The 21,528-nt window shown below is 66.8% G+C and carries 19 protein-coding genes; 5 read left to right on the forward strand and 14 right to left on the reverse strand.

Annotated elements, in window-relative coordinates; all coding sequences use genetic code 11:
* Nucleotide 1: 1 nt before the first annotated feature.
* From H6717_18095 to H6717_18120, 6 genes are all read right to left on the reverse strand, one after another.
* On the reverse strand, nt 2–1,102 hold the full coding sequence (locus H6717_18095; protein ID MCB9578946.1) for a tetratricopeptide repeat protein: 1,101 nt from the start codon (nt 1,100–1,102) through the stop codon (nt 2–4).
* A complete protein-coding gene (locus H6717_18100; protein MCB9578947.1) occupies nt 1,099–4,467 on the reverse strand; it encodes a tetratricopeptide repeat protein in 3,369 nt (1,122 codons plus the stop codon). Before H6717_18100 ends, H6717_18095 begins: the two co-directional genes overlap by 4 nt.
* Nucleotides 4,464–6,623 carry a hypothetical protein gene (locus H6717_18105; protein MCB9578948.1) on the reverse strand — a complete coding sequence of 720 codons (2,160 nt, stop codon included), beginning with the start codon at nt 6,621–6,623 and terminating at the stop codon, nt 4,464–4,466. Before H6717_18105 ends, H6717_18100 begins: the two co-directional genes overlap by 4 nt.
* Nucleotides 6,613–7,338, reverse strand: coding sequence for a hypothetical protein (locus H6717_18110; protein ID MCB9578949.1), 726 nt, complete (start codon nt 7,336–7,338; stop codon nt 6,613–6,615). Before H6717_18110 ends, H6717_18105 begins: the two co-directional genes overlap by 11 nt.
* 153 nt (nt 7,339–7,491) lie before the next feature.
* On the reverse strand, nt 7,492–7,998 hold the full coding sequence (locus H6717_18115; protein ID MCB9578950.1) for a GAF domain-containing protein: 507 nt from the start codon (nt 7,996–7,998) through the stop codon (nt 7,492–7,494).
* A 3-nt stretch (nt 7,999–8,001) separates the two neighbouring features.
* Complete coding sequence (locus H6717_18120; GenBank protein ID MCB9578951.1) at nt 8,002–8,697, reverse strand: outer membrane beta-barrel domain-containing protein; 696 nt, start codon at nt 8,695–8,697, stop codon at nt 8,002–8,004.
* Between the two features lie 79 nt (nt 8,698–8,776).
* Here H6717_18120 and H6717_18125 point away from each other — a divergent pair, with 79 nt between their 5' ends.
* Together H6717_18125 and H6717_18130 are read left to right on the forward strand one after the other, a co-directional pair.
* A complete protein-coding gene (locus H6717_18125; GenBank protein MCB9578952.1) occupies nt 8,777–10,126 on the forward strand; it encodes a hypothetical protein in 1,350 nt (449 codons plus the stop codon).
* Nucleotides 10,111–11,418: a hypothetical protein gene (locus H6717_18130; GenBank protein MCB9578953.1), complete on the forward strand. Its 1,308-nt coding sequence runs from the start codon at nt 10,111–10,113 to the stop codon at nt 11,416–11,418. The genes H6717_18125 and H6717_18130 overlap by 16 nt, the downstream gene beginning before the upstream one ends.
* Here the strand turns inward: H6717_18130 and H6717_18135 are convergent.
* On the reverse strand, nt 11,323–11,766 hold the full coding sequence (locus tag H6717_18135) for a DUF2752 domain-containing protein (protein MCB9578954.1): 444 nt from the start codon (nt 11,764–11,766) through the stop codon (nt 11,323–11,325). The genes H6717_18130 and H6717_18135 overlap by 96 nt on opposite strands.
* Before the next feature lie 39 nt (nt 11,767–11,805).
* Between H6717_18135 and H6717_18140 the strand changes: the two genes are divergently transcribed.
* The gene (locus tag H6717_18140) at nt 11,806–13,092 is read left to right on the forward strand and encodes a metallophosphoesterase family protein (protein ID MCB9578955.1); all 1,287 of its coding nucleotides are present in this window, start codon (nt 11,806–11,808) and stop codon (nt 13,090–13,092) included.
* Here the strand turns inward: H6717_18140 and H6717_18145 are convergent.
* Nucleotides 13,089–13,889 carry a helix-turn-helix transcriptional regulator gene (locus H6717_18145; protein MCB9578956.1) on the reverse strand — a complete coding sequence of 267 codons (801 nt, stop codon included), beginning with the start codon at nt 13,887–13,889 and terminating at the stop codon, nt 13,089–13,091. The two genes, H6717_18140 and H6717_18145, sit on opposite strands and share 4 nt — an antisense overlap.
* A gap of 276 nt (nt 13,890–14,165) precedes the next feature.
* Between H6717_18145 and H6717_18150 the strand changes: the two genes are divergently transcribed.
* Nucleotides 14,166–14,552: a response regulator gene (locus H6717_18150; protein ID MCB9578957.1), complete on the forward strand. Its 387-nt coding sequence runs from the start codon at nt 14,166–14,168 to the stop codon at nt 14,550–14,552.
* A 41-nt stretch (nt 14,553–14,593) separates the two neighbouring features.
* Complete coding sequence (gene gor / locus H6717_18155; GenBank protein ID MCB9578958.1) at nt 14,594–15,940, forward strand: glutathione-disulfide reductase; 1,347 nt, start codon at nt 14,594–14,596, stop codon at nt 15,938–15,940.
* A gap of 6 nt (nt 15,941–15,946) precedes the next feature.
* Here the strand turns inward: gor and H6717_18160 are convergent, their stop codons facing one another.
* The 6 genes from H6717_18160 to atpG form a co-directional block, all read right to left on the reverse strand.
* A complete protein-coding gene (locus tag H6717_18160) occupies nt 15,947–16,714 on the reverse strand; it encodes a 3-hydroxyacyl-CoA dehydrogenase (GenBank protein ID MCB9578959.1) in 768 nt (255 codons plus the stop codon).
* Between the two features lie 77 nt (nt 16,715–16,791).
* Nucleotides 16,792–16,941, reverse strand: a complete 150-nt coding sequence (locus H6717_18165; GenBank protein MCB9578960.1) for a YtxH domain-containing protein — start codon at nt 16,939–16,941, stop codon at nt 16,792–16,794.
* A 132-nt stretch (nt 16,942–17,073) separates the two neighbouring features.
* Nucleotides 17,074–17,835: a hypothetical protein gene (locus H6717_18170; GenBank protein ID MCB9578961.1), complete on the reverse strand. Its 762-nt coding sequence runs from the start codon at nt 17,833–17,835 to the stop codon at nt 17,074–17,076.
* A gap of 71 nt (nt 17,836–17,906) precedes the next feature.
* Entirely contained in the window at nt 17,907–19,736 is a 1,830-nt protein-coding gene (gene glmS / locus H6717_18175; protein MCB9578962.1) for a glutamine--fructose-6-phosphate transaminase (isomerizing), read from the reverse strand.
* Nucleotides 19,737–19,862: 126 nt separating this feature from the next.
* Nucleotides 19,863–20,591, reverse strand: a complete 729-nt coding sequence (locus H6717_18180) for a hypothetical protein (protein ID MCB9578963.1) — start codon at nt 20,589–20,591, stop codon at nt 19,863–19,865.
* Between the two features lie 15 nt (nt 20,592–20,606).
* Nucleotides 20,607–21,524, reverse strand: a complete 918-nt coding sequence (gene atpG, locus H6717_18185) for an ATP synthase F1 subunit gamma (protein ID MCB9578964.1) — start codon at nt 21,522–21,524, stop codon at nt 20,607–20,609.
* Nucleotides 21,525–21,528 lie beyond the last annotated feature (4 nt).

Here is a 21,528-nt window from a genome sequence, read left to right on the forward strand (position 1 = left end):
CTCACTTCTTCTGGCCCGCGACGATGCGCTGGGCCTCGGCGCGCGCCGGATTGCTCTTGGACGAAACGTCCAAGAACTTCTGAAGCACGGGCTTGGCGTCTGCGGGGCGTTGCAGGAAGTCGGAATACAAGATCCCCAGGTTGAACAGTGCGGAGGCGTTCTTGGGCTCGCGATCCAGGATGCCCTTCAGGATCTTTTCGGCCTCGTGATAGGGCCCCGGCTTGTCCCGGCTCCCGAGCCCACGCAGAGACGCAGCCAGCCCCAACGCCGCGGGCACGTCGTCGGGCTTGATGGCCGTCACGGCGCGAAACTCTTCCGCCGCCTTGTCGTAGACGCCGGCCTGCAACAGCACGGTGCCGGTGTTGAGCCGCGCCGTGGTGTCCTTCGGATCCAGCTCACTGGCGTGAGCGAAGTGCCGGAACGCCACCGCGTCGTCCCCCTTCTTGAGCGAGATCAGACCTGCGGTGCGCTCGGCGACGGCGTTGTTCGGATCGCCCTTCAGCGCCTCCGTGATGAGCAACTCCGCAGTGTCCGTCTCTCCTCGCTCCAGGTGGCTCATCGCGAGCTCGGCCAAGGCGCTGGGGTCACTCGGGCGACGAACCAAGACCTCGTGCGCATGCTCGATGGCTTGGTCCACCTTGCCGGATTCACGCAAGGCGCTCACCAGCGCAATGCGTGCTGCAACGGCCTTCGGCTGCTTCTTGACGAACGGCTCGAGCACCGCCACGGCTTCCGAAGGGTCTCCCAAGCGGCGACGCGTTTCCGCCAGCGCCACCGCCACGTCTTCCGCGTTCGGTGCCAGCTTGAATGCGGCACCGAGCTCCTTCTCGGCATCCGTGAGCTCGCCCCGCTCCGCCAAAAGCACGCCGAGATCGTAGCGAGCCTCCCACAGATTCGGATCCATCTTGACGGAAGCTCGCAAGAGCTCGATCGCCCGGGCCTCCCCACCCTTCTCCTTCGCCGCCGCCACCCCCTGCGCCATCTTGCTCACGGCCTTCGGGTTGGCGGGAGGAAGGGTGGGCGCGGCGGATTGGCGTGAAGCACCGCCGCAGGCCGACAGAGCCAGAGCCAGGGTGGCCGAAAGGGCCAAGCGCCGCATCACTTCTTGCCTCCCTTCTTTCCCTTACCCTTTTCGTCCTTTTTCTCGTCCTTCTTTTCGTCGCCGTCCGTGTCCTCGTCCGTGGGCTTGTCGGCGTCCTTCTTCTCCGCCTCCAGCTTCACGTCCTTGATCTCGTCCGGTGTCTTCGGTGCGGGGATCAGGTACGTCTCGCTCTGGCCCTTCTTGGTGCGACGCGTGCCGTCGATGAGCGGCGGCAGCTGGGACGGACCTTTGGAGCGCAGCTTGAAGCCGATCTCCTTCAGCGGTGGATAGAGCTCCGAATTCAGCCGGCCGAGCGCCTCCCGCATCTTCGCGGTCCAGGAGTTGTAGATGCCGAGCTCGCGGGCCTTGAGCCAGCCGCTCTCGTAGGCCTCCAGGGCGCGCTCCTCGATGGGCACCACGAACTCGTCGATCTGCTGGCTGTAGATCTCCTTGTCCTGATCGCTCAGGCTCGGTGGCGGTGGAGAATTGAGCAGCGCCTTGGAGAACGACTCGTAGGTGAAGCCAATCTGATACAGGGACGCGGTCGTCCACTCCGCCACGCCCATTTCCGCGGTATCCAAGAAGGTGTCCGCGGCTTTCTTGAGCAGGTCGCTCTTCTTTCTGAGCCGTGACTTGAGCTGCTTGACGTCGCCCTCGATCTTCACGGCCTCGTACTCGGCCAAGATGCGTTCGCCCTGCATGTAGCGCGCCTTGGCGGCGAAGTACTTGCCGCTGTCATCCATGCTCCCCTTGTGCTGGCGGTAGACCCGCAGCGCCGCGGACAGAGAGTTGGCGGCGCCGCGTTCGTCCTTCAGCTTCACGCGAACCGCGGCCAACCGCGCCAGCGCCTCTACCTGACTCGAGGGGCGCCGCGCACTGCGAGCGTAGCGGCTGTAGAGGGTCTCGGCGTCCTTCCACTTCTCCGCCTTCTCGTGGGCCTTGCCCATCAAGAAGGTGACCTCGTCGGCCTCTTCGTCCCGTGGGTAGTACTTCTTGAAGCGGTTGCCCGCTTCGATGGCCTTGGCGTGCTCGCCCACGGTGGTGCGCAGCAGTACGGCGTTGAAGGCGGCGTCCTTGTGATGCTCGAACTTGGGCCAGTTCTCCGCGATCTGCTCGTGGTAGTCGGCGGCCTCGCTGAACAGCCCGACTTCCTGATGGGTCTTGGCAGCGATCCACACGCCCTGAGGCGCCTCCGGCCGGTTCTTGTGGTCGGCGATCAGAAGTGCCGCCGCGGTCTTCAGCGTGGCGAGGTCTGCCGCGCGCCGCGCTTCCACCTCGGCGTTCACCGCTGCCTGCGCCGCCCGAGGCTCCCGCGGGAACTCCTTGGCGGCACGCAGGTAGGCCGCCGCTGCCTTGTCGTGATGGCCGGCATCCGCCTGCTGCTCACCCTGCTTGAAGACGGCCTGGACGATCAGCGTATCCAGCCGCTTCTGTTGCTCCGGCCCCATGAACGCGGGAGCGCTCTTCAAACGCCGAGCCCAAGTCTCGATGTTTTCGTAGTCCTTGCTCTTGTTGAAGGAGTCGAGGATCAGCTCACCAGCACCCACGGCGTACTCGCTGCGGGGGTACTTCTCGAGCAAGAGCCCCCACTGCCGCACAGCCGGGTCGTAGACCTCGTAGTCGTAGTAGAGCTTGCCCTGCCGGAACAGGAGCTCCGGCACGGTCTTGTCGTTGGGATAGGTGGCGACGTACAGCTCCATCGCCTCCGTGAGCTTCTTGTCGAGCGGGCTCTCTTCTTGCTTCTTGCCGGCGGCCTTGTTGGCCTCGAACTCGGCAGCCCGCGCTCGTTCCAGGGCGGCCAGGGCATTGTAGAGGGCGTCCCGGCTGAGCTTGCCCTTGGGCTTCATGCGCACCGCAGCCAGGTAGTGGTCCGCAGCCTTCTCGCCGTCGTCGAGACGATAGAAGTAGATCTCGGCGACGTTGTACTGAACCTCGTAGGCCTCCTTCCGCTTGGAGAAGCGGGACAGGTACACCTCGTACAGCGCCGCTGCGCCAGCGAACTCGCCCCGACTGGTCTTGTCCGCCTGAGCCTTGGCGTGCAGCCCCACGGCGTCGTCCCGGAGCTGCTGTTCAGTGGCGTTTTCCGCCTTCTTCAACGTAGCCGGGCTCTGCGCCCGGACCCAAGCGCTGGGCTTCTTCTTGCCCTCGGGGGGAACGTAGGTGGCGAGCACCCACTTGTAGTCCTCCTCCAAGCGCTTCCAGTTCTCCATCGTGGAGTGCCCTTGAGCGATGGCCAGCGCGTACTTGTACGCGTTCGGATCCATCGGCTCGAGCTTCAGAAGCAGCTTGTAGGCCTCCACGCCGCGCTCGTAGGCGGCCTGCTCGTAAAGGGCGTCGGCCAGCGCGCGCACGATACGCCCCGCGAACTTGTCACCTCCGGCCTTGACCAGGAAGCGATGCATGTCCTCGGCGCGGTTCTTCTCGTCCTCCACGAACACCGCGACCAAGTTCTTGAGCGCTTCGCGTTGCAGCTCGTCGATCTCGTCCCGGCTCTTGGCGCCGGTCTGAGAGGCCTCTTCCGTCGTCTTGAACACGAGCAGGAAGCGCTTGGCGGCTTCCTCCGTCTTACCCAGCCGCCACAGACACCACGCGCTCTTGAATAGCGCGATGTCGTAGAGCTGGGAGTCGTTGTACTTCAGTACCTGCTCGTACTCGTTGTAGGCCGTCTCGTAGTTCGGAAAATCCTTGGTGAACTCGTACTCCGCCCGGACCATGTGGGCGTCAGGGACGAAGCGGCTATTGGGAAACCACGCCAAGATCTTGTCGAAACGACCGAGGGCTTCCTTGAACTTGCCCTCCTCGTTCGCCAAGAAGCCGTCCACGTACAGCGCCAGATCGTACTGTGGGAACGTCTTGTAGTTCTTCAGCACTCGCAGAAAGCGCGCGCGCGAGCGGGAGTAGTCCGGATTCGGCGGCTCCCCCCGCTGGTCGGCGGGCTTCTTTTCCCAGGCATCGAACTGCACCAGGAACTGATCTCGCGAGTCCTCCCACTCCAGCTCGCCGAGGCGCATCAGCGCTTCGGGCATCTCATCGGAGTCCTCCGGCGCTTCCTTGATGAACTTGTTCAGGAGCTTCATCGCGTCGCCTCGGAGCTTCTTCTGCTTGGCGATGTCGTACGCGATGCGAGCGTCGATCTTCTTGTCGAGGGCCGCCCTCAGGCGTTCCGGGATCTGCAGGCTGACCCGGGTGCGGCGATCCTTGGCGGCCTTCTTCTCGGCCTTCTTCTTGTGAGTCGGGCGGTCCTTCTTGCCCAGCTTCCGCTCGCCCACCGGTTTGATGCTGCTCTTCTCGTTCGCCATGCTGGGCGTGGCGGGCTTTTCGTCCTGCGCCAGCGCCGCCGCGGGAGTCAGCGTCAAAGCCAGACCGACGAGCAGGGCGCGCTTCATCTGAGCCCCTCCCCACCCACGTACTCGTCTTCCCAATCTTCACCGTCGAACGGCCAATACTCTTCGTCGTCTTGCAGGTAGCGAGCCGCGTCCAAGGAGTCGACGATGGTCTGCGGCAAGAGCCCCTGGGAGAGGGCTTCGACTTCCACCTCGAGGGCGCGCTTCTCGCCCAGCACGGTCTCGATGCGCCCCAGCCGGGCACGCCGCAGCAAGCGCGAAAGTCGTCGGTCGAGGCGGATGAGGGCGTCCTTGGCGAGACCGAGCTGCTGGCCTTCCACCTTGACGCGCACTTTCTCGGCGTTGGCGTAGAGCGCCACGGCCCGCTTGCGATCGTCGTCGATCACGTCGGACAGCGCCTTGTCCGTGCTGGCCGCCGCGCCCTTCTTCAGCTCCTGGGCCTCGGGCAAGCTGGTGCGCGCGGCGCGCGCGCGGATCTCGAGCGCCTCCAGTTGCTTCTCCAGAGACTCGAGGTCGCCGGCCTTGCCCTTGCCGGCGCTCTTCGCCTCGCGCAGCAGCCGTTTGATCTCGGCGATCTGGGATTCGATGCGCTGCACCTTGTCCTGCGGGCCTTCGGCCAAGGAGCCCTTCGCCTGCGGGCGCACCTCCTTGGGCGTCGCCAGCTTCCGCTGCGCCTCGTCCAGCTCGTTCAGCGCGCCGCGGAGCCCCGACAGCTCGTTGTCCAGCTGTGCCAGGCGCCGCGTGGTCCGCCCGTAGCCGGAATCCACCCTGAGCAGTGCGCCGAGGGTGCGCGCCACGGAGGCATCCACGCCCAGCCCCGCGGATGCCGGATCCGCTCCCGTACGCACGGCCTCCACCAGCTTTTTCACCGCCGCGTCGTCCTTGGCGATGCGCCGAGCTGCATCCCGAACCGGCTCGTAGCGTTTCAGGAACTCGGCCAGCTTCGCGTCCGCCTTGAAGAAGCGGCACGTGGCCAGGTCGATGTACGCGTCGAGGATCCAGGCTTCGTCCTCGTACGGATGATTCACGTCCAGGGAGCGCAGCTCGTCCATCAGCTCCCGCGCGCCGTCGTAATCCTTGGCTTCGTAGCGCGACGTCGCCGACTCGTACAAGGCTTCCGGCAGGTGCTCGGAGTCCCGCGGCACCAGGTAGTAGTAGTAGCGGGAATCGTCGAAGCGGTACTTCTCGTGCGCCACGCGTCCGAGGGCCAAGCGTGCGAGGTCGCGCACGCGAAAGAAGTCGCTGCCGCCGAACAGCGGCGCCTTCTTGGGCGTGAGCTTGGGATCCGCCACCTTGCAGAACAGGTTCTCGCCCTTCTTCAGGTCGCCGCGCTCCACCTCGATGAGCCCCGAGAGATAGGTGGCCTGCGCCCAGAACCGCGATCTCGGCGTCACCTTGGCGTACTCCGCCAGCGCCGCCTGAGGCTGGTGCTTCTTCTCGGCGGCGCGACCCTTGAGGTAGGCGATGTCCCCCCGCATCTCTTCCGGACCGGAGCTCGGCACCACCTTCAGATCCTCGATGAACACCTCGGGCTGATCGCTCTCGAGCCCGAAGTCCACCATGCTGCGCACCGCGCGGCGATACCAGGTGTCGTTCGGATCTCCCTTGAGCAGCTTCACCAGATAGCCGCGCGCGGGCTGGTACGCGCCGGCGCGCCCCAAGGCATCGCCCAGCAGGAACTGCGCGGCGCGTCCTTCGTCCGAGCTCGCGAACGGCTCGAAGCGTGGCGTCTCGATCAAGTACACGAGATCGCCGATGGCTTCGTCGCGACGTCCGTCGGCGAGCTTTTCCTCGATGGGTCCGAGCTCGTCCTTCAGCCGTTGCCGGCTGAGCGGCGCCGTGGCCGCCAGCTTTCGTTTGGCCAGGGCCGCCTGGTACGCGCGCATGCCGCTGTTCTTGGTGTCCGGGCTTCCCGGATCGTTGACCGTCTCGGCTTCGGTCTTTTCCGGGGCTTGTTGGTCCGGCGCGATTCCCGGCGCGGTCCCCTCGCCCTGCTCTTCGGTCGGCGGGGTGTCGGCGTCTTGCCCTTCGTCGCTGGGCTTCGCGTCGGCCTTCTGGTCCGACTGGGCAGCCTTGTCGGCGTACGGATTGTCGCCGACCTTGGGCTTCTTCCCCTTTTGCGCCCACAGCGGCGCGGCGCACAACGTGAGCGCCAGGACTACGGAGAGGCGAAGCGTGGCCCGCATCTCACTCGGCAACGCGGGCACGTAGCTTCACGTTGAGCTCGTACTCGCCGTCCTGGTCGTCGGGGAAGTCCACGGCCATGTCGGAGTCGTCCTCGACCTGCATCAGCGCCTCGAGCACCTTGCCCTCCGGCACCACCACGGTGAACTTGGACGCCTGCCAAGTCTGGTACTCCCGACCGCGGGCGTCATAGCGCTCGATCTCGACGCCCACCACGTGGTGTCCCGGCGCCACGGCGTGCTCGTACACCGTCTTTTCGTCTTCGGCGACGAAGCGGTCCGGCGCGCTGTACACCACGCCGTCGTCCAGGGTGACGACGAACTTGGTGATACGCGCGTCGTCCCCGTCCGTCTGTACGATGACTCGCAGCTTGCTGGCGAACATCGTGGTCGTGAGCGCCGCCACGCGGCTGCGCAGCGCCGCGATTTCACCGAGCAGCTTGTCGTAGTCCGGTGGCGGCGGCTTCACTCCACCATCCGGAAACTCGTTGGCCGCCGGATTGAGGGGTGACGGCTTGGTCTTGTCGTCCGGCCGCGCCACCTTCGGCGGCGGGGGCCCCAGATCGTCCCCCGGCTCGACGGCAGGTCCCGCGTCCCCGGCCGACTCGGTTGCGGCCGTCTTGTCGTCGGTCTTGCTGGGCTTGGCGCCCTTCTTGGGCTGCGCGAGCGCGACCCAGGAAAGGAACACCACCAGGGACGCGACGAGAACCAGAAGCATTCGCTGTCGCATGGCGCTCACGAGGTCGACAGGTTAGCACGCGACGGGCTGGCTCCGAACGCCGAAAAGAGCCGCTGAATCCTCGGGTTGTGTGCCGGCAACGCCACGCTTTGGGGGCGCTCCCGGCGGTTTCCGCGGCGCACCTACATCCTGCCCCAAAGAACGCTACGGGAACCTGCGGCCGAGCTCCCGGCACAGTGTTTCCAGGTGCTCGCGATCGATGGCGCCGAACGCGGCGGGCTGATCCGAATCCACGTCGAGCACGGCGACCACGCGGCGGTCGGTGGATACGACGGGCACCACGATCTCCGAGCGGGTCGTGGTCGAGCACGCGATGTGACCTTCGAAGGCATTCACGTCGTCCACCAGTTGCGTGCGCGCGGACTCGACCGCTTTTCCACACACGCCGTGTGGCACCTCGATGCGCAGACAGCCGTGCCCACCCTGATAGGGACCAACGACCAGGAGCCCCGGGCGAACCTGACGGTAGAACCCGGTCCAATCGAAATACGTGAAAGCGTGGTGCAGCTCACAAGCAACGGTGGAGAGCGCGGCGATGTGATCGTCCTCGTCCTCCAAGAGCGCCCACACGCTCTCGAGCACGGCGCGATAGTGCCGGTCCCGCTCCGCTGCCGGGGCCTCGACCGAGAGCGGCTCCCGCGCGAGCTGCACGATTCAGCTCGAGAACGGAATGAACACGCTGAAGCCGCCCATCAGCGAGACGTCGTTCACGACCTTCTCGACGGCCAACGGGGCGCGCTGCTTGTGCACGTGATCGCGAGCGTCCAGCCGCAAAGCGAGCCAATCCGTGAGGTAGAACTTCATGCCGAAGCCACCCGAGCCCGTGAGACCGAGCCCGCCGGTGTTGGACGTGTCCGTGGCACCCCCGCCGAGCGCCAAGTAGAAGTCGAAGCGGCTGATGCCGCCACCCAACCAACGTACCTTGCCGTAGGCCAGTGACCAGACCAGGTGACCCAAGAACAGCTGCACGTCTTCTTCGGGGCTCTCCACGAAAGAGACCAAGCCCTGCTGTCGGTCGATGATGGCCTGCAACAAGCCGTACTTCTGACGGGTGCGGAAGTAGGACGCCTCGAGTCCCAGGTACTCGCTGAAGTGGAAGGTGTAGGCACCGCCGTACACGGGCGCGCCATCCGACAGATCCGCGGCGTACCAACCTCCCATGGGAGACAGCTCGTGCCGCAGTGCCTTCTTGAACAGGCGAGGTACTACTCCGCGGTACGCGCGCCGCCCGACCAGCTGTTCCTTCAGGGCTTCGTCCACGCATTGCGCAGCAGCGCGCTTCGGCGTCAGGAGCGCCAAGAAGGAGGCCAGCACGGCGACGGCCAGAACGACAGGGAACCGAGGGAGCAAGCCGCTCGATCCGATATCATAGGATGGTGCGGATGAGGCCAGGATTGTCCCGGACAGCCACCAGAAGGCGAAAAAAACCATGAACCAACGCGTCACGACCCTGTGTCTGTGCGCCGTCTTGACCGCCGTGTCGCCCACGGCGACGGCGGCGGAGCCGGCCGCCCCGACCCCTGCGGCGACGTGTGGACGAGGGCATGGCAGCGCGATGGCCGAAATTGCCTGCGAAATCCGCCATTCTCTGGATGACTTGCCGCCGGGCGCGCTAGTGGTGGCGGCGCCGTTGCCGGCAGAACCCAGCGTCAAGAACCCTGCTGGGCTCACCGCGCGGCTTTCCAATGTGGTCGCCGGAGCGCTCGGGGCCCGTGCCAGCGACGAGGCGGCCAAGCTCGCCCGAGCGCGGACGTTGGCGAGCGATGCCGGCACCCTGGTGCATCTGACGCCCAACCTCTCACATGGCGATTTGCAGGTAGCGGTCGACGTGTATCGAGTGCCGAAGAGCTTCTGGGATCGCGTACGCGATCCGGAACCGAGTCCCAGTCAACACACGTTCGCACGCCGCAAGCTGGACGCGGAGCTCCGGACCTTCTTGCCGCCGGTGCCCCTCGTGGCGCAGCACATCGACAAAGCGCCCACCAGCGAGCCGGATCCCGTCGCCGTCGCGTGCGGAGACGCCAACGGGGACGGCGCCCAGGAGATCGTGTTGGTGGGGCGTCATCGCATTCAGTTGGGTCGCATCCGAAGCGGTCGCTTGCTGTCGTCCACGACCCGCAGTTGGACCGAGCTGTCTCCTCTGTCGCGAGCGCCGCTCCGAGAGCCGATCGCCAGCGCCGTGATTCGCGAGCCGGGAACCGTCGACGTCGGCCTGAGTGACCGGCTCGATGGCGTGCGCATGCAAGGCGACCTGGTGCTGACGGGCAAGCTCGGACGCCGGCTGCCTTGGGCGGGCGGCGGTTGTGCCCGCGTCGTGGGGCTGTCCGTGCGGCCGGAGATCGAGGCCTGCACCGACGGCGACGCCGCGCCCGAGGTGGCCCGCATGGCGGGGCCCGCGGACGCCCTGGCCGGCGCTCGCGTGGTCCAACCGAACGGCTCCACGCGGCTGATCCGCGCCGAGCGGAGCTTCAACTCCAGCAGCGTGGTGGTGACCGACGACCGCGGCAAGAGCGCCCGCGTAGAAGGCGTCGGCGCACAGCTCGCCGTGGGCGATCCGGACGGCGACGGCCGACCCGAGATCTTGTGGGGCGCAAACACGCTCACCCCTGGAGGGGACGCTCTGATCGTTAGCACTTGGCAGGACGACGGCCGAGTGACGGAGCGCCTGCGCGTCGGGGTACCAACCGGTGTACGCGCCATCGCCGTTTGCGATGCCGAGGACACGGGCATGGCTCCCATCGTGGTGGCAACCCGAGGCGCGGTGTGGCTCGTACGTTGACGTTCGGTCGTCGCGCCTGGCTCGCGACGGTGCTGTCGAGCGGAACTGCCCTGGCACTGGGTCGTACGCCGTACGGAGGGGTGGTGCGCATGAAGGTCCCATGGCCCACGGCAACGCTGGATCCCCACGCCATAGACGACGCGTCCGCCGCCATCTTCGGGGCGGCCGCCTTCGATCCCCTGTTCGCCCTCGATCCCAACGGCCGGCCGTACCCGGCGCTGGCGGCAGGCCTGCCGGAGCGCGTGGCGTCGGGCCTGCGGGTGACGCTGCGCCCCAACTTGATGACCGCCCGGGGCCGCGCCCTCGATGCTCGCGACGTGTTGTTCGCGCTGAATCGATCCCGCGCACGAGCCGGCGTTGGAGTGCTCGAGGCGCTCGGCGCTCCCAGTGGCGACCACGAAGACCCTTTGGCGGTGATCGTGCGGGGCAACGACCCGACGCGCTTGGCAGTGACGCTGGCGAGCCCCGTGACGGCCATCGTGCCCCGGGGATTCAACGCCGCCGCCCCTGATGGCACGGGCGCCTTCATCGCAGAGACGGGACCTCGCCGCATGCTCCTCAGGCGCAACCTGCACGCGGCACGGGGCGCCGCATTCCTGGATCGCATCGAAGTGAGCCTCGCGAGCGACCTGTCGGACGCCCTGCGCGCCTTCGAGGCCAGCGAGACGGATGCCAGCTGGATCGGAGAGTTCCTCCACCGGCCTCGGCCGGGCGCCGTCAGATTCGCGGCCGGATCCTTTGGCTGGGCCGTGCTCTTCACCGGCGCGGACGCAGGCGCCTGGGGCGCCCCGGGAGTGGCGCAGAAGCTGTTGGATTCAGTGCCCTCGTCGCAGCTCGCCCATCTGGGTCTCGAAAGCCTCGGCCGCAGCTCCGGTGCGGCCTCCGGCTGGGGTGGCGAACCCGCAGAAATCCTGTGCCCGGACGATTCACCGCACCTGGTCGCGATCGCCAAGCAGCTTTCCGCCGTCCTCGCCCGGCCGGGCCACGAGCTGCGCGCAGCGCCGCGTCCCCGGGCGGAGCTGGACTACCGCAAGCGCGCGCGGCGCTTTTCCTTGATGCTGGGCTTCGCCCGGCGCGTCGCGCCGGGGCCGAGCGGCGCGCTCTTGTCTCTGCTCACGGCTGCGGACCCCGCGCTGGCAAAGCACCCTCCGCAGTCGTCTCCCAGCGACGCACGACGCATCGGCGCCACGCTATCGCTAGGGGTGGTCGGCGAGCTCGCGATTCGGGGAGCCCACACCCCGGGCGTGCGCGGTCTCGACAGTTGGGACCTGGGCGCCGTGTGGCGCGGCTGAGCGCGCACGGCGAAAGTCCCGCCCCGCGCGCACGCAAGCCACCAAGGTGGCAGCCGCGATGACCCAAAACGCAACGTACAGCACGGGGCTGCCGCGGTTGTATTCGACTGCCCGACCGAGGTCACCATGACTCAGGGCCGCGAAAGCGCGGGTCATGCCGCAGGTCAGGCACTCGTGCCCCGTAATGCTCTTGAAGGTGCAGGTGGGCGACAGCACCACGCGACCGCTTTCGATGTCTGCCGGTGTCACGACGAAGCTCAGCGCGAGCGCCGCCGCGACGAAAAGGAACGCAAGGCCGAAGCCGAGGAGGCGCCCGAGGGCGTCGCTGCTCTGGTACCTGGCGTCCATCGTTCGGAAGGGTAGCGCACCACGTGGTAGGCTTCTCGCGTGAAACGCGCTTGGTTCCTGGGCCTTTCGCTCGCGCTGGGGGCGTGCAGCGACGACAATTCCGTTTCCCCGAAAACCACCGTGGACGCGGGCACGACCATGGACGCGGGGAGCGACGCCACTACGGACGGCGGCTGCCCGGGCAACGGCGTGAGCAAACGCCCCTGGGCATTGCACGTGGACGGCACGTCGGCGCTGCTGCGTTGGGAAGCCTGCCGCCCGGGCGCAGCTTCGAGCGTGACGCTCACGCCGGAGTCGAGCGGCAGCACCCTCGAGTTCGAAAGCACCGAGACCGAGTTCGTGGTGAACAACACCTATCGCTCGCTGCTCAACCCAGACGCTCCGCCGGACGAGGCGGGCACCTACTACATGCACGAAGCCCAGCTCACCGGGCTCGCACCATCGACCTGCTACCACTACGAGGTCGCGACGGCGCCCGAGCACGACGGCCGGCTGTGCACCGCCCGCGCGCCGGGAGAGACTTTCTCCTTCCTGGCGACCGCGGACACCAATCCGGGGTTGTCCACGACGGTGGCCGATCTATTCGGAGTCATCCAGGGGGAGGACTACGACTTCACCGTCCACGGCGGAGACATTCAGTACTACGCCTCCGGGTTGGAGACGTGGGCGTACTGGTTTCCGGCGATGGCGCCCATGCTGCGGCACGGGGCCTTCTTGCCGTCCATCGGCAATCACGAAAACGAAAAGCCGGACGAATACCAACAGTACTTCGCCCGCTTCTTCGGCAACGCCGGCTTCGATGGGACCGACGGTTACTATCGATTTTCGAGCGGTGGCGTCTGGTTCTTCACGCTGGACACGGAAACGTCGCTCGACGCGAGCTCTCCGCAAGTCGGATGGTTCAAGCAGCAGATCGCCGATGCGGCGGCCTCACCCGGCTATCGCTTCAGCATCGTCTACTTCCACAAGCCGTTTCTGACGTGCGGCGACACGGGCGACAACGTCGCCGCGCGCAACGTGTTCGAGCCGCTGTTCGAGCAATATGGCGTATCCTTGATTCTGCAGGGCCACATGCACGGCTACGAGCGCTTCGAGGTGCCTTCTTCGGAGCCGGGAAAGACGCTCACCTATCTGACCATCGCTGGCGGCGGCGGGTTGCTCGGCGACGTCGACAAGAACATCGATCGTCCAGAGTGCGCGATGCGCGTCGCCTCTGGGAAGTTCTACCACTTCGCCTTGTTCGACGTGACGAAGACCGGGATCTCCGCGCGCATCGTCGATCGAGACGGCAAGCTCCAAGACCAATTCGAAAAAGCGCTGCCCTAAAGCAGCAGCCGACTCAGATCCGCGCGGGAGTCCGCCCCCACCTTGCTCAAGATGTTTCCCAGATGAAAGCGCACGGTCCGAACGGTGATCCCGAGCACGTTGCCGATCTCTTCCGAGCTGCGCCCCAGCAACACCAGCTCCAGCACTGCGCGCTCGCGCTCCGAAAGCGACGCGTCCCGTGCCAGGAGCGCGATCTTCGCCTGCAGTAGCTCGGACAACAGGCCGTCGCTCACGGGAAATGCGATCACGCGGATGGTGGAGTCGTCGGCGCGCTCCGCTGTCACCAAGCGATAGGGAGCGGCCGGGAGCGACAACACCCCGGAGCTCTTGCGCTGCGCCCGCTGCTCGTGAACTGAAAGCGCGGGACATCCAGGACACGGCGCCGGCAAGCCGGCCAAGGCTTCGTAGCAGCGCACCCCCACCGCCGGCGCGGCCCCCCGCAAGCAGCTCGCCCGCCGCAGCATGCCAAAGTCCTCCCCACCTCCGGAGATCTCGTAGCTCACGGGGTTCCGGTGACTGGCGTCGAGCGGGTGGAGCCGCTCGACACTGACGCGTACCAGCTCCCCGGACGCCCCGATGCTCAGGTGCAGGGCGAATCGAGCGCCGGACAGACTGCGAGCCGACACCTCCACGCGGGTGGAGCTCGACCCCTTGATCCCCCGGAGCGCCTTGCCCACCGCGGAGGGGAGCGCTCGAATTCCGAACAGCTCCGCCAGGGTGCGGGGTTCGCGCCGGTGTCCCAAGAGCAGGTGGCGCAGGCCGGTTCCGAGATGATGGATGTGGCCGCGAACATCCACCAGGACCGCGTGCTCCGAGCGGGACGCACGACTCCGTCTTGGGACGCGATTGGAGGGTGGGCGGGAGGTACGCGGGCGCCGCGTCTTGTTGGCCATTGAATTTGACTGCAGGCGAGAGCCCCCTCACCCTGGAGCGACAATCCCGCGCACCCCTGAAGGGGACAACTGGCGCGGATGACAGGCAGTGTGACGCCCGTCACGCACCCACCGACACCTGGCACATCCGCCAGGCGACAGCCCTGCCGGATGCTGCTCGAATCCCCACCTGGCGGCCCCGTGCAGCTCGTTCCCACCACTCGGATCCTCGTCGTCGACGACGAAGAGTTGATCTGCTCCGCGTTGCGGCGCCTGCTAATCCCCGCAAGTATCGAATGTGCGACAGATCCAGTCGCCGCGCTGGACTTGATCCGGGGGGGGCAGCGCTACGACGCGGTCCTGTGCGACCTGATGATGCCCATCGCATCCGGCCTGGATCTCTATGAGCAAGTCCTGCAAATTGCAGGAAATGTCGCTGCGCGCTTCGTGTTCATTACAGGCTCGCCGGACAGCCCCCTCGCCCGCCGCGCCCGCTCCCTCGGGACCCCACCCGTGCTCGAAAAGCCGTTCGATATCGAGTTGCTGCGGGAGACGCTCCGTCAGCTGCCGGATCGGCTGAACGAGTGAGCAGGCCACAGCGCCCCGTCTGGAGCTATGAGGGGACGACCATGAGCAAGGTCGACTACCTGGTACTCGGCGGCGGGAGCGGTGGCTTGGCGTCGGCTCGGCGCGCGGCAGCGCACGGAGCGAAGGTCGCTCTCGTGGAACGGGGCCGTCTCGGAGGCACCTGCGTGAACGTCGGCTGCGTGCCGAAGAAGGTCATGTTCAACGCCGCTTCGCTGGCCGAAGCAGCAGAGGACGCCCGCGGCTACGGCTTCGACACGCACGCGGGAGAGCTGGACTGGGCCGAGCTGAAGAAACGTCGTGACGCCTACGTGACACGCCTCAACGGGATCTACCGCAAGAACCTGGAGGTGAGCGGCGTGCAGCTGATCGAGGGACACGCGCGCTTCGCAGGTCCGCGAGCCGTAACGGTGGGCGGCGACACACTGGAGGCCGATCACGTCTTGATCGCCACCGGCGGAAAGCCTCGCCTCCCGAACATCCCGGGAGCCGACTTGGGCATCACGTCCGACGGCTTCTTCGAGCTGGAACGAAAGCCTCGCCGCGTGGCCATCGCGGGCGCCGGCTACATCGCCGTGGAGCTGGCGGGGATCTTCAACTCCCTCGGCTCCGAGGTCACGCTTCTCCTGCGTCGGCAGCAGTTCCTACGTCGCTTCGACGCGCTGCTGCGCGATACGCTGATGGACGAGATGAGCCAAGCGGGCGTGAACATCGTGTCCTGCATTCATCTCGCACAGGTGGAGCGCGACGCGACGGGTTGCATCGATCTCGTCAGCGACGACGGAACCCGCCATCCCGGCTACGACGCACTGATTTGGGCCATCGGCCGCGATCCGAGCACGGACACTCTCGGCGTGGACGCCGCGGGCATCGCCCTGGATGCTGATGGCCACGTGCAGGTGGACGAGTGGCAAGACACCAACGTGAAGGGGGTCCACGCCGTCGGAGACGTGACCGGAAAGTGGCAGCTCACGCCGGTGGCGATCGCGGCGGGGCGGCGCCTCGCAGATCGCCTGTTCGGCGGATTGCCGGACGCTCGCCTCGAGTACGAGAACATCCCCACGGTCGTCTTCAGCCACCCCCCCTTGGGGACCGTGGGGCTCACGGAAGACGAGGCCCGGGAAGCCTACGGGGGGAGCGTGAAGACCTACACCACCAGCTTCTCGAACATGTACTTTGCCCTCACCGAGAGGAAGCAGCGTACGGCCATGAAGCTCGTCACCGTCGGACCGAAAGAGAAAGTCGTCGGCGTCCACGTGATCGGAATGGGCGCCGACGAGATGCTTCAGGGCTTCGCCGTGGCCCTGCGGATGGGGGCGACGAAAGCGGACTTCGACCGAACCGTCGCCATCCACCCCACCGCCGCGGAGGAGCTGGTCACGCTGCGCTGAGCGCCTTCAGCGCGGCGCCATCCGCAGTGCGCCGTCGAGACGGATCGTCTCGCCGTTGATCATCGTGTTTTCAGCGATGGTCAGCGCCAGGGCCGCGAACTCCGCCGGCCTTCCCAGGCGCGGAGGAAATGGCACCGTGGCCTCCAGGCTGGCCCGCGCCTCCGCCGGCAACCCGGCCATCATCGGTGTGTCGAAGATGCCGGGGGCGATGGTCGCCACGCGAATCCCGAACTTCGACAGCTCCCGTGCCACTGGAAGCGTCATGCCCACCACGCCGGCCTTCGACGCGCTGTAGGCGACCTGTCCGATCTGTCCGTCGAAGGCCGCGATCGAAGCGGTGGTCACGATCACTCCACGCTCGCCCTGTTCGTTCGGCTCGTTCTGCATCATCTGCGCGGCACAGAGCCGCACCATGTTGAACATCCCGACCAGGTTCACGTTGATCGTGAGCGCGAACAGATCCAAGGGAAACGGTCCCTGTTTGCCGACGACCCGTCCGGCCGTGCCGATCCCCGCGCACCCGACGGCGACGTCCAACGTGCCAAAGTCACTGGTCGCGCGGTCGATTGCCGCCTCGAGGGCCGCCTCGTTGGTGACGTCCGCCTCCACGAAGCGAACCTTGTCCCCGAGCTCCTTCGCGAGCGCCTCCCCCGGCTCTTTGGCCTTGTCGACGATCACTGCTCGAGCCCCGCGGGCCACGAATGCGCGCACCGTCGCCGCGCCCAGGCCGGAAGCTCCCCCGGTAACGAGTAGGGTCTTGTCCTTCGGATCCACGTCGCCTCCTGTCCCGCGGCCAATTTCCGCGGGCAGCGACTGTATGCGGGAGGCCCGTCGAGATGCCAGGGCGCCGATCAGCCGGCGCCGCGCAGCCGCGCAATCCGCGCGGATAGCGCATTGGAAATCGCGCGGCGGGTCTCCTTGCCGGAGCGAGGCGCGAGCAGCAGCCCGAGACCCGCTCCCGCGAGCACCCCGAGCGCGAAGGCGCCCAGTCCCGGAACCATCACCACGCCGCCCGCGGAAAATCGCGAGACACTCCGCAGTGCTTGCCGCGCATCCTCGGCGGTGAGCGTCGCGAGCTTCTGTACGACGACCTTTCCGACTTCGTTGAGAGCAGGCTCGAGCATGCGTCCACCTCAGGGCAGCTTGTCGGGTTTGGGCACTTCGCCCCCGGAGCGTACGTAGTCTACGATCGCGTTGCTCAAAGCGTCGTCGGCCTTCTCGCACTTCAAGGTGACGCTGCCCATGGTCGCGCCCTTGCACTCCTTGCGACGCGCTCGATAGGCGGCGTTCACGGGCTCCGACTCGCGGAGCTTCTCCTGAATGCCATCGCCCAAGAAGCGCCACTCCACGTGCGAGTTCTTGGGCTTCGGCGGTACGCTGAGAGTCAGCTCTTCCTTCGCCAACGTCACGCAGGAGCCGTTCCAGCGCAGGGCGTCGTAGCCTCCGGAGCCGCTCACCTGCATGCCGTTCGGGTCTCCGCCACGCTCGAGCAACACGAGCACCTCTTCGTCGAAGGCCAGCTCACTGGAGTCCGACGCACCTCCGGAGGCATTCCACGCCTTCGTCTTGCGGGTGAGATAGCCACGAGTCCAGGGCGATCCCTTGCGAAACATGGCCAGGGCCACGCCGGGGTAGCTGTCTTGGCACACCTTCTGAGCGAAGCTCCTGGGAGGAACGCATAGCCCCGAGCCGGACTTGGCGCACTTTTCGGGCAGCGCGCCGGTTGGGGTTTCTTCGGCATCTTCCCCGGTTTCCGACTCCCCGGAGCTGGCCTTGGCGGCCGCCGGGGCGGGCTCGGACGGAGCGCCCTCGGTCGGGGCCTTGGGCGCGGTGGCGCTGCCGCCACAACCGACCATCGTCCAGGTGCTCAACATGACGACTGAAAGCGCTCGCATCGAGCTAATCCATCCGACGGCGACTACGCTGTCAAGCGCGCCAACGACGCGGCACTATTTCAATCAGGCCGTCACTCCACGGTCACCGTCTTGGCCAGGTTCCGCGGCTGGTCCACGTCGGTGCCCTTGAGATCCGCCATGTGATACGCGAGCAGCTGCAGCGGCAGGATCGCGATCATCGGCAGCACCACTTCGGGAACCTCCGGAAGCGGCAGCGTGACCTGGGCGAGCCTCTCCGCCTGCCGGTCCCCATCGCTGACGACGGCGATCACCTGCCCATCGCGCGCGCGCACTTCTTCCACGTTGGAGAGCGTCTTCTCGTACTGCCGGTCCTTGGGCATCACGACCACGACCGGCATGTTGGCGTCGATCAGCGCGATGGGGCCGTGCTTCATTTCGCCGGCCGCGTACGCTTCGGCGTGCGCGTAGCTGATCTCTTTCAGCTTCAGTGCACCTTCGAGAGCGATGGGGAAGCCCAGCCCGCGGCCCAAGAACAACATGTGGTCGGCGTGCTGCCAGCTGCGAGCAACGCTCAAGGCGGTGTCATCACGATTCAGCGTGTCGCGCATGGCGTTCGGCAGCTCGAGTAGTGCCTGGAGCGTCTGCCGCGCCGGCTCTTCAGCGAGCGTGTTCCGGGTGCGCCCGAGGTACACGGAGAGCAACAGCATGGCCACCAGCTGTGTCGTGAAGCACTTGGTGGACGCCACGCCGATCTCCGGTCCCGCGTGGGTGTAGAGCGCTCCATGCGCCGCCCGGGGGATGGCACTGTCGAGGACGTTGGCGACCGCCAGCACCCGTGCGCCGGCTTCCCGGGCAGAGCGAACCGCCGCGAGAGTGTCCGCTGTCTCCCCCGACTGACTCACCGCCACGACCAGATCCCGGGGCGTAAGCACCGCATCTCGATAGCGCACCTCGCTGGCCAGCTCCGCATGAGCCGGGATCCTCGCGAGCTGCTCGATCCAATAGCGGCCCAGGAGAGCCGCGTGATAGCTCGTACCGCAGGCCAGCAGGATCACGCGGTCCACGTTCTTGACGGTCTCTTCGTCGAGACCAATCTCGGCTCCGACGACCTCCGCCGTCTCCAGTCGCACCCGTCCGCGCAAGGTGTCTTCCACGGCGCGGGGTTGCTCGAAGATCTCCTTGAGCATGAAGTGCTTGTAGCCGCCCTTCTCCGCCTGCACCGGGCTCCAATTGATCTGCTTCGCCTCGCGCTCCACGGGCTCACCGGCGAGCGTCTCGATGCGAGCTCCATCGCGCGTGAGCTCCGCCATCTCGCCGTCCTCGAGGAACAGCATGCGTCGCGTGTGACCGAGCAGCGCCGGAATGTCACTGCCACACAAGGTTTCGCCGTCACCGAGGCCAATGACCAGCGGCGAAGCGCTCTTGGCCACGACCAGACGATCCGGGTCCCGCCGCGAGATCACGGCCAGCGCGTAGGCGCCTCGCACCTCCGACAGCGCCGCCCGCACCGCATCGAACAAGCTCTTTTCCGAATCGAGCTTGCGGCTCACGAGATGGGCGACGATTTCCGTGTCGGTGTCACTCGAGAAGCGCACGCCATCCGCCTCGAGGGCCTGCTTCAGCTCGAGGTGATTCTCGATGATGCCGTTGTGCACCACTGCCACGTCGCCCGCGGCGTGGGGGTGCGCGTTCGGCTCGCTGGGCCGGCCGTGGGTCGCCCAACGGGTGTGGCCGAGGCCAGTGCTGCCTTCGATGGCGCGACTCGAAAGCGCTCGATCCAAGTTGTCGAGCTTGCCTACCGCACGAACGATCTCGATCTGCTGTCCATCGTGAACGGCGAGCCCCGCCGAGTCATAGCCCCGGTATTCGAGCTTCCGGAGACCGTCCAACAAGATGGGAGCAGCGCTCCGAGGGCCTACGTAACCGACGATTCCACACATGGCTGTTCCTCACCGTTTCGCGGGGGCCCCCGAACATTCAGGCCGCCACTCCCGAGATTTCGCACTCCCGAGGCCGCCGGGCCAGTTTTGGTCGAGAACCCGGCGGAGCCACCGACAAAGCGCGGCTCAGTAGGGGTTGTCGGTACCGCCGCCGGGAGCCGCCGGAGCCGGAGCCGCGGTGGGCTTGGGGCTGGGAGCGGGCGGAGGCGTCTTCTTTTGTTGGGACGGCGCGGCAGGCGGCGCGCCGAGCTTCTTCGTCGGGGGCTTCGGCGCGGGAGCGACGGGCGTCGGAGTCGGCGCCGGTGGCGCCTCCTCCTCCGTCTCTTTCTCGCCGTCGTCTTCGGCCTTCTCCGGAGGACTCTCCTCTTCCGTCTCGCCGCTGCTCGCTCCGGCCGGTTCGCCCGCGGTGGTCGCGGCGCCCGGCTCGGCGCTGAGCACTGGCTCGGCCGCGGGCTCCGGCGGGGTCTCCGGCGTGGCTGCTTGGGGCGTCGCGGACTCGGCAGCCGTCGGCGTGCTCTCGCTGCGGTTGCGGATCAGCCCGAAAATCAGCACCGCGATCACCGCGGCGATCGCGATCCACGCGGCCGTCGGCACTCTCCGCAAGCGATCCGACAAGGTCTCCGGCGCTGCTACGGCGCTGTCGGAAGAGGGCGGCGGCTCGCTGTCGCGCGCGTCGTCCTCGTCGTCGTCCACCCGTCTGCGGCGCGGCCGCCTTGCCTCTACGGCGGGCTTGGCGGCGACCTTCGGCTTCTCGACGCGCTTGGACGGAAGCCCCTGGCTCTCGGCGCGCGCCGCCTTCTGAGTCTGCGCCTTCCGCTTGGACCGGGTGGGTTTCCTTCCGCTGCGCTTGGCCATCCCGGATCCCCCGACTCAGCCGTTCAGCGCTTCCGCACCGCCGATGATCTCCATGAGCTCGGTGGTGATGGCGGCCTGACGCGCGCGGTTGTACTGCAGCGTGAGCTTGCTGATCATCTCGGAAGCGTTCTTGGTCGCGGAGTCCATCGCCGTCATGCGTGCACCGAGCTCGGACGCCATGGACTCGAGCAGTGCCCGCAAGATCGAGATCTCCACGTACATCGGGACCAAGCGCTCCATCAGCGCTTCCTTGTTCGGCTCGAAGATGAACTCGCGCTCGTAGCCGCCGTCCACCTTCGCCTCGCCCTTGTCTCCAGGCTCGTCCAGCCGAAGCGGGAACAGCGGCTCAGCCACCACCCGCTGCGTCATGGCGCTCTTGAACTCGTTGTACACGACGTAGATGGCGTCCACCTCGCCGTCGACGAAGGGCTTGAGCACGGTGCGCGCGACGTTGCGGGCCTGCTCCAGATCCAGCCGGTCCCAGACGTCGGAAAACACGTGGAATATCGGTGCATTGCGCCGCCGGAAATAGTCCCGACCCTTGCGTCCGATGGTGGCGATCTGCACTTCTTGGCCATCCGCCTTCCGCTCGCGCCAGAGGCGCTCGGCGGCGCGCAAGATGTTGGTGTTGAACGCACCGCACAGTCCGCGGTCGCTGGTCACCACCAGCAGGAGCGTACGCTTCTCGGGCCGGCGGGCGAGCAACGGATGGTCGATGTCGATTCCGCCCTCGTCCTCTTCCATTCGCCGGTTCGCCGCCGCGGTGACCTCCCGGAGCACGTCGCCAGTCTTCACCGCGTAGGGCCGAAGCGCCAAGATGCGTTGCTGAGCGCGGTTCAACCGAGCACCCGCGACCATCTTCATGGCGCGGGTGATCTTCTGCGTGCTCCGGACGGTGCCGATGCGTTTGCGGATCGCCTTGAGATTCGCCACGAAT

Source organism: Polyangiaceae bacterium (assembly GCA_020633235.1).
GTDB lineage: Bacteria > Myxococcota_A > Polyangia > Polyangiales > Polyangiaceae > JACKEA01.

What these genes read in the sequence shown, in the direction of transcription:
- gor (MCB9578958.1), top strand. Translation starts at nt 14,594, where the DNA reads ATGAGCAAGGTCGACTACCTGGTACTCGGCGGCGGGAGCGGTGGCTTG.
- H6717_18170 (MCB9578961.1), bottom strand. Translation starts at nt 17,835, where the DNA reads ATGCGAGCGCTTTCAGTCGTCATGTTGAGCACCTGGACGATGGTCGGT.
- glmS (MCB9578962.1), bottom strand. Translation starts at nt 19,736, where the DNA reads ATGTGTGGAATCGTCGGTTACGTAGGCCCTCGGAGCGCTGCTCCCATC.
- H6717_18110 (MCB9578949.1), bottom strand. Translation starts at nt 7,338, where the DNA reads ATGCGACAGCGAATGCTTCTGGTTCTCGTCGCGTCCCTGGTGGTGTTC.
- H6717_18180 (MCB9578963.1), bottom strand. Translation starts at nt 20,591, where the DNA reads ATGGCCAAGCGCAGCGGAAGGAAACCCACCCGGTCCAAGCGGAAGGCG.
- H6717_18125 (MCB9578952.1), top strand. Translation starts at nt 8,777, where the DNA reads ATGAACCAACGCGTCACGACCCTGTGTCTGTGCGCCGTCTTGACCGCC.
- H6717_18100 (MCB9578947.1), bottom strand. Translation starts at nt 4,467, where the DNA reads ATGAAGCGCGCCCTGCTCGTCGGTCTGGCTTTGACGCTGACTCCCGCG.
- H6717_18165 (MCB9578960.1), bottom strand. Translation starts at nt 16,941, where the DNA reads ATGGTTCCGGGACTGGGCGCCTTCGCGCTCGGGGTGCTCGCGGGAGCG.
- H6717_18135 (MCB9578954.1), bottom strand. Translation starts at nt 11,766, where the DNA reads ATGGACGCCAGGTACCAGAGCAGCGACGCCCTCGGGCGCCTCCTCGGC.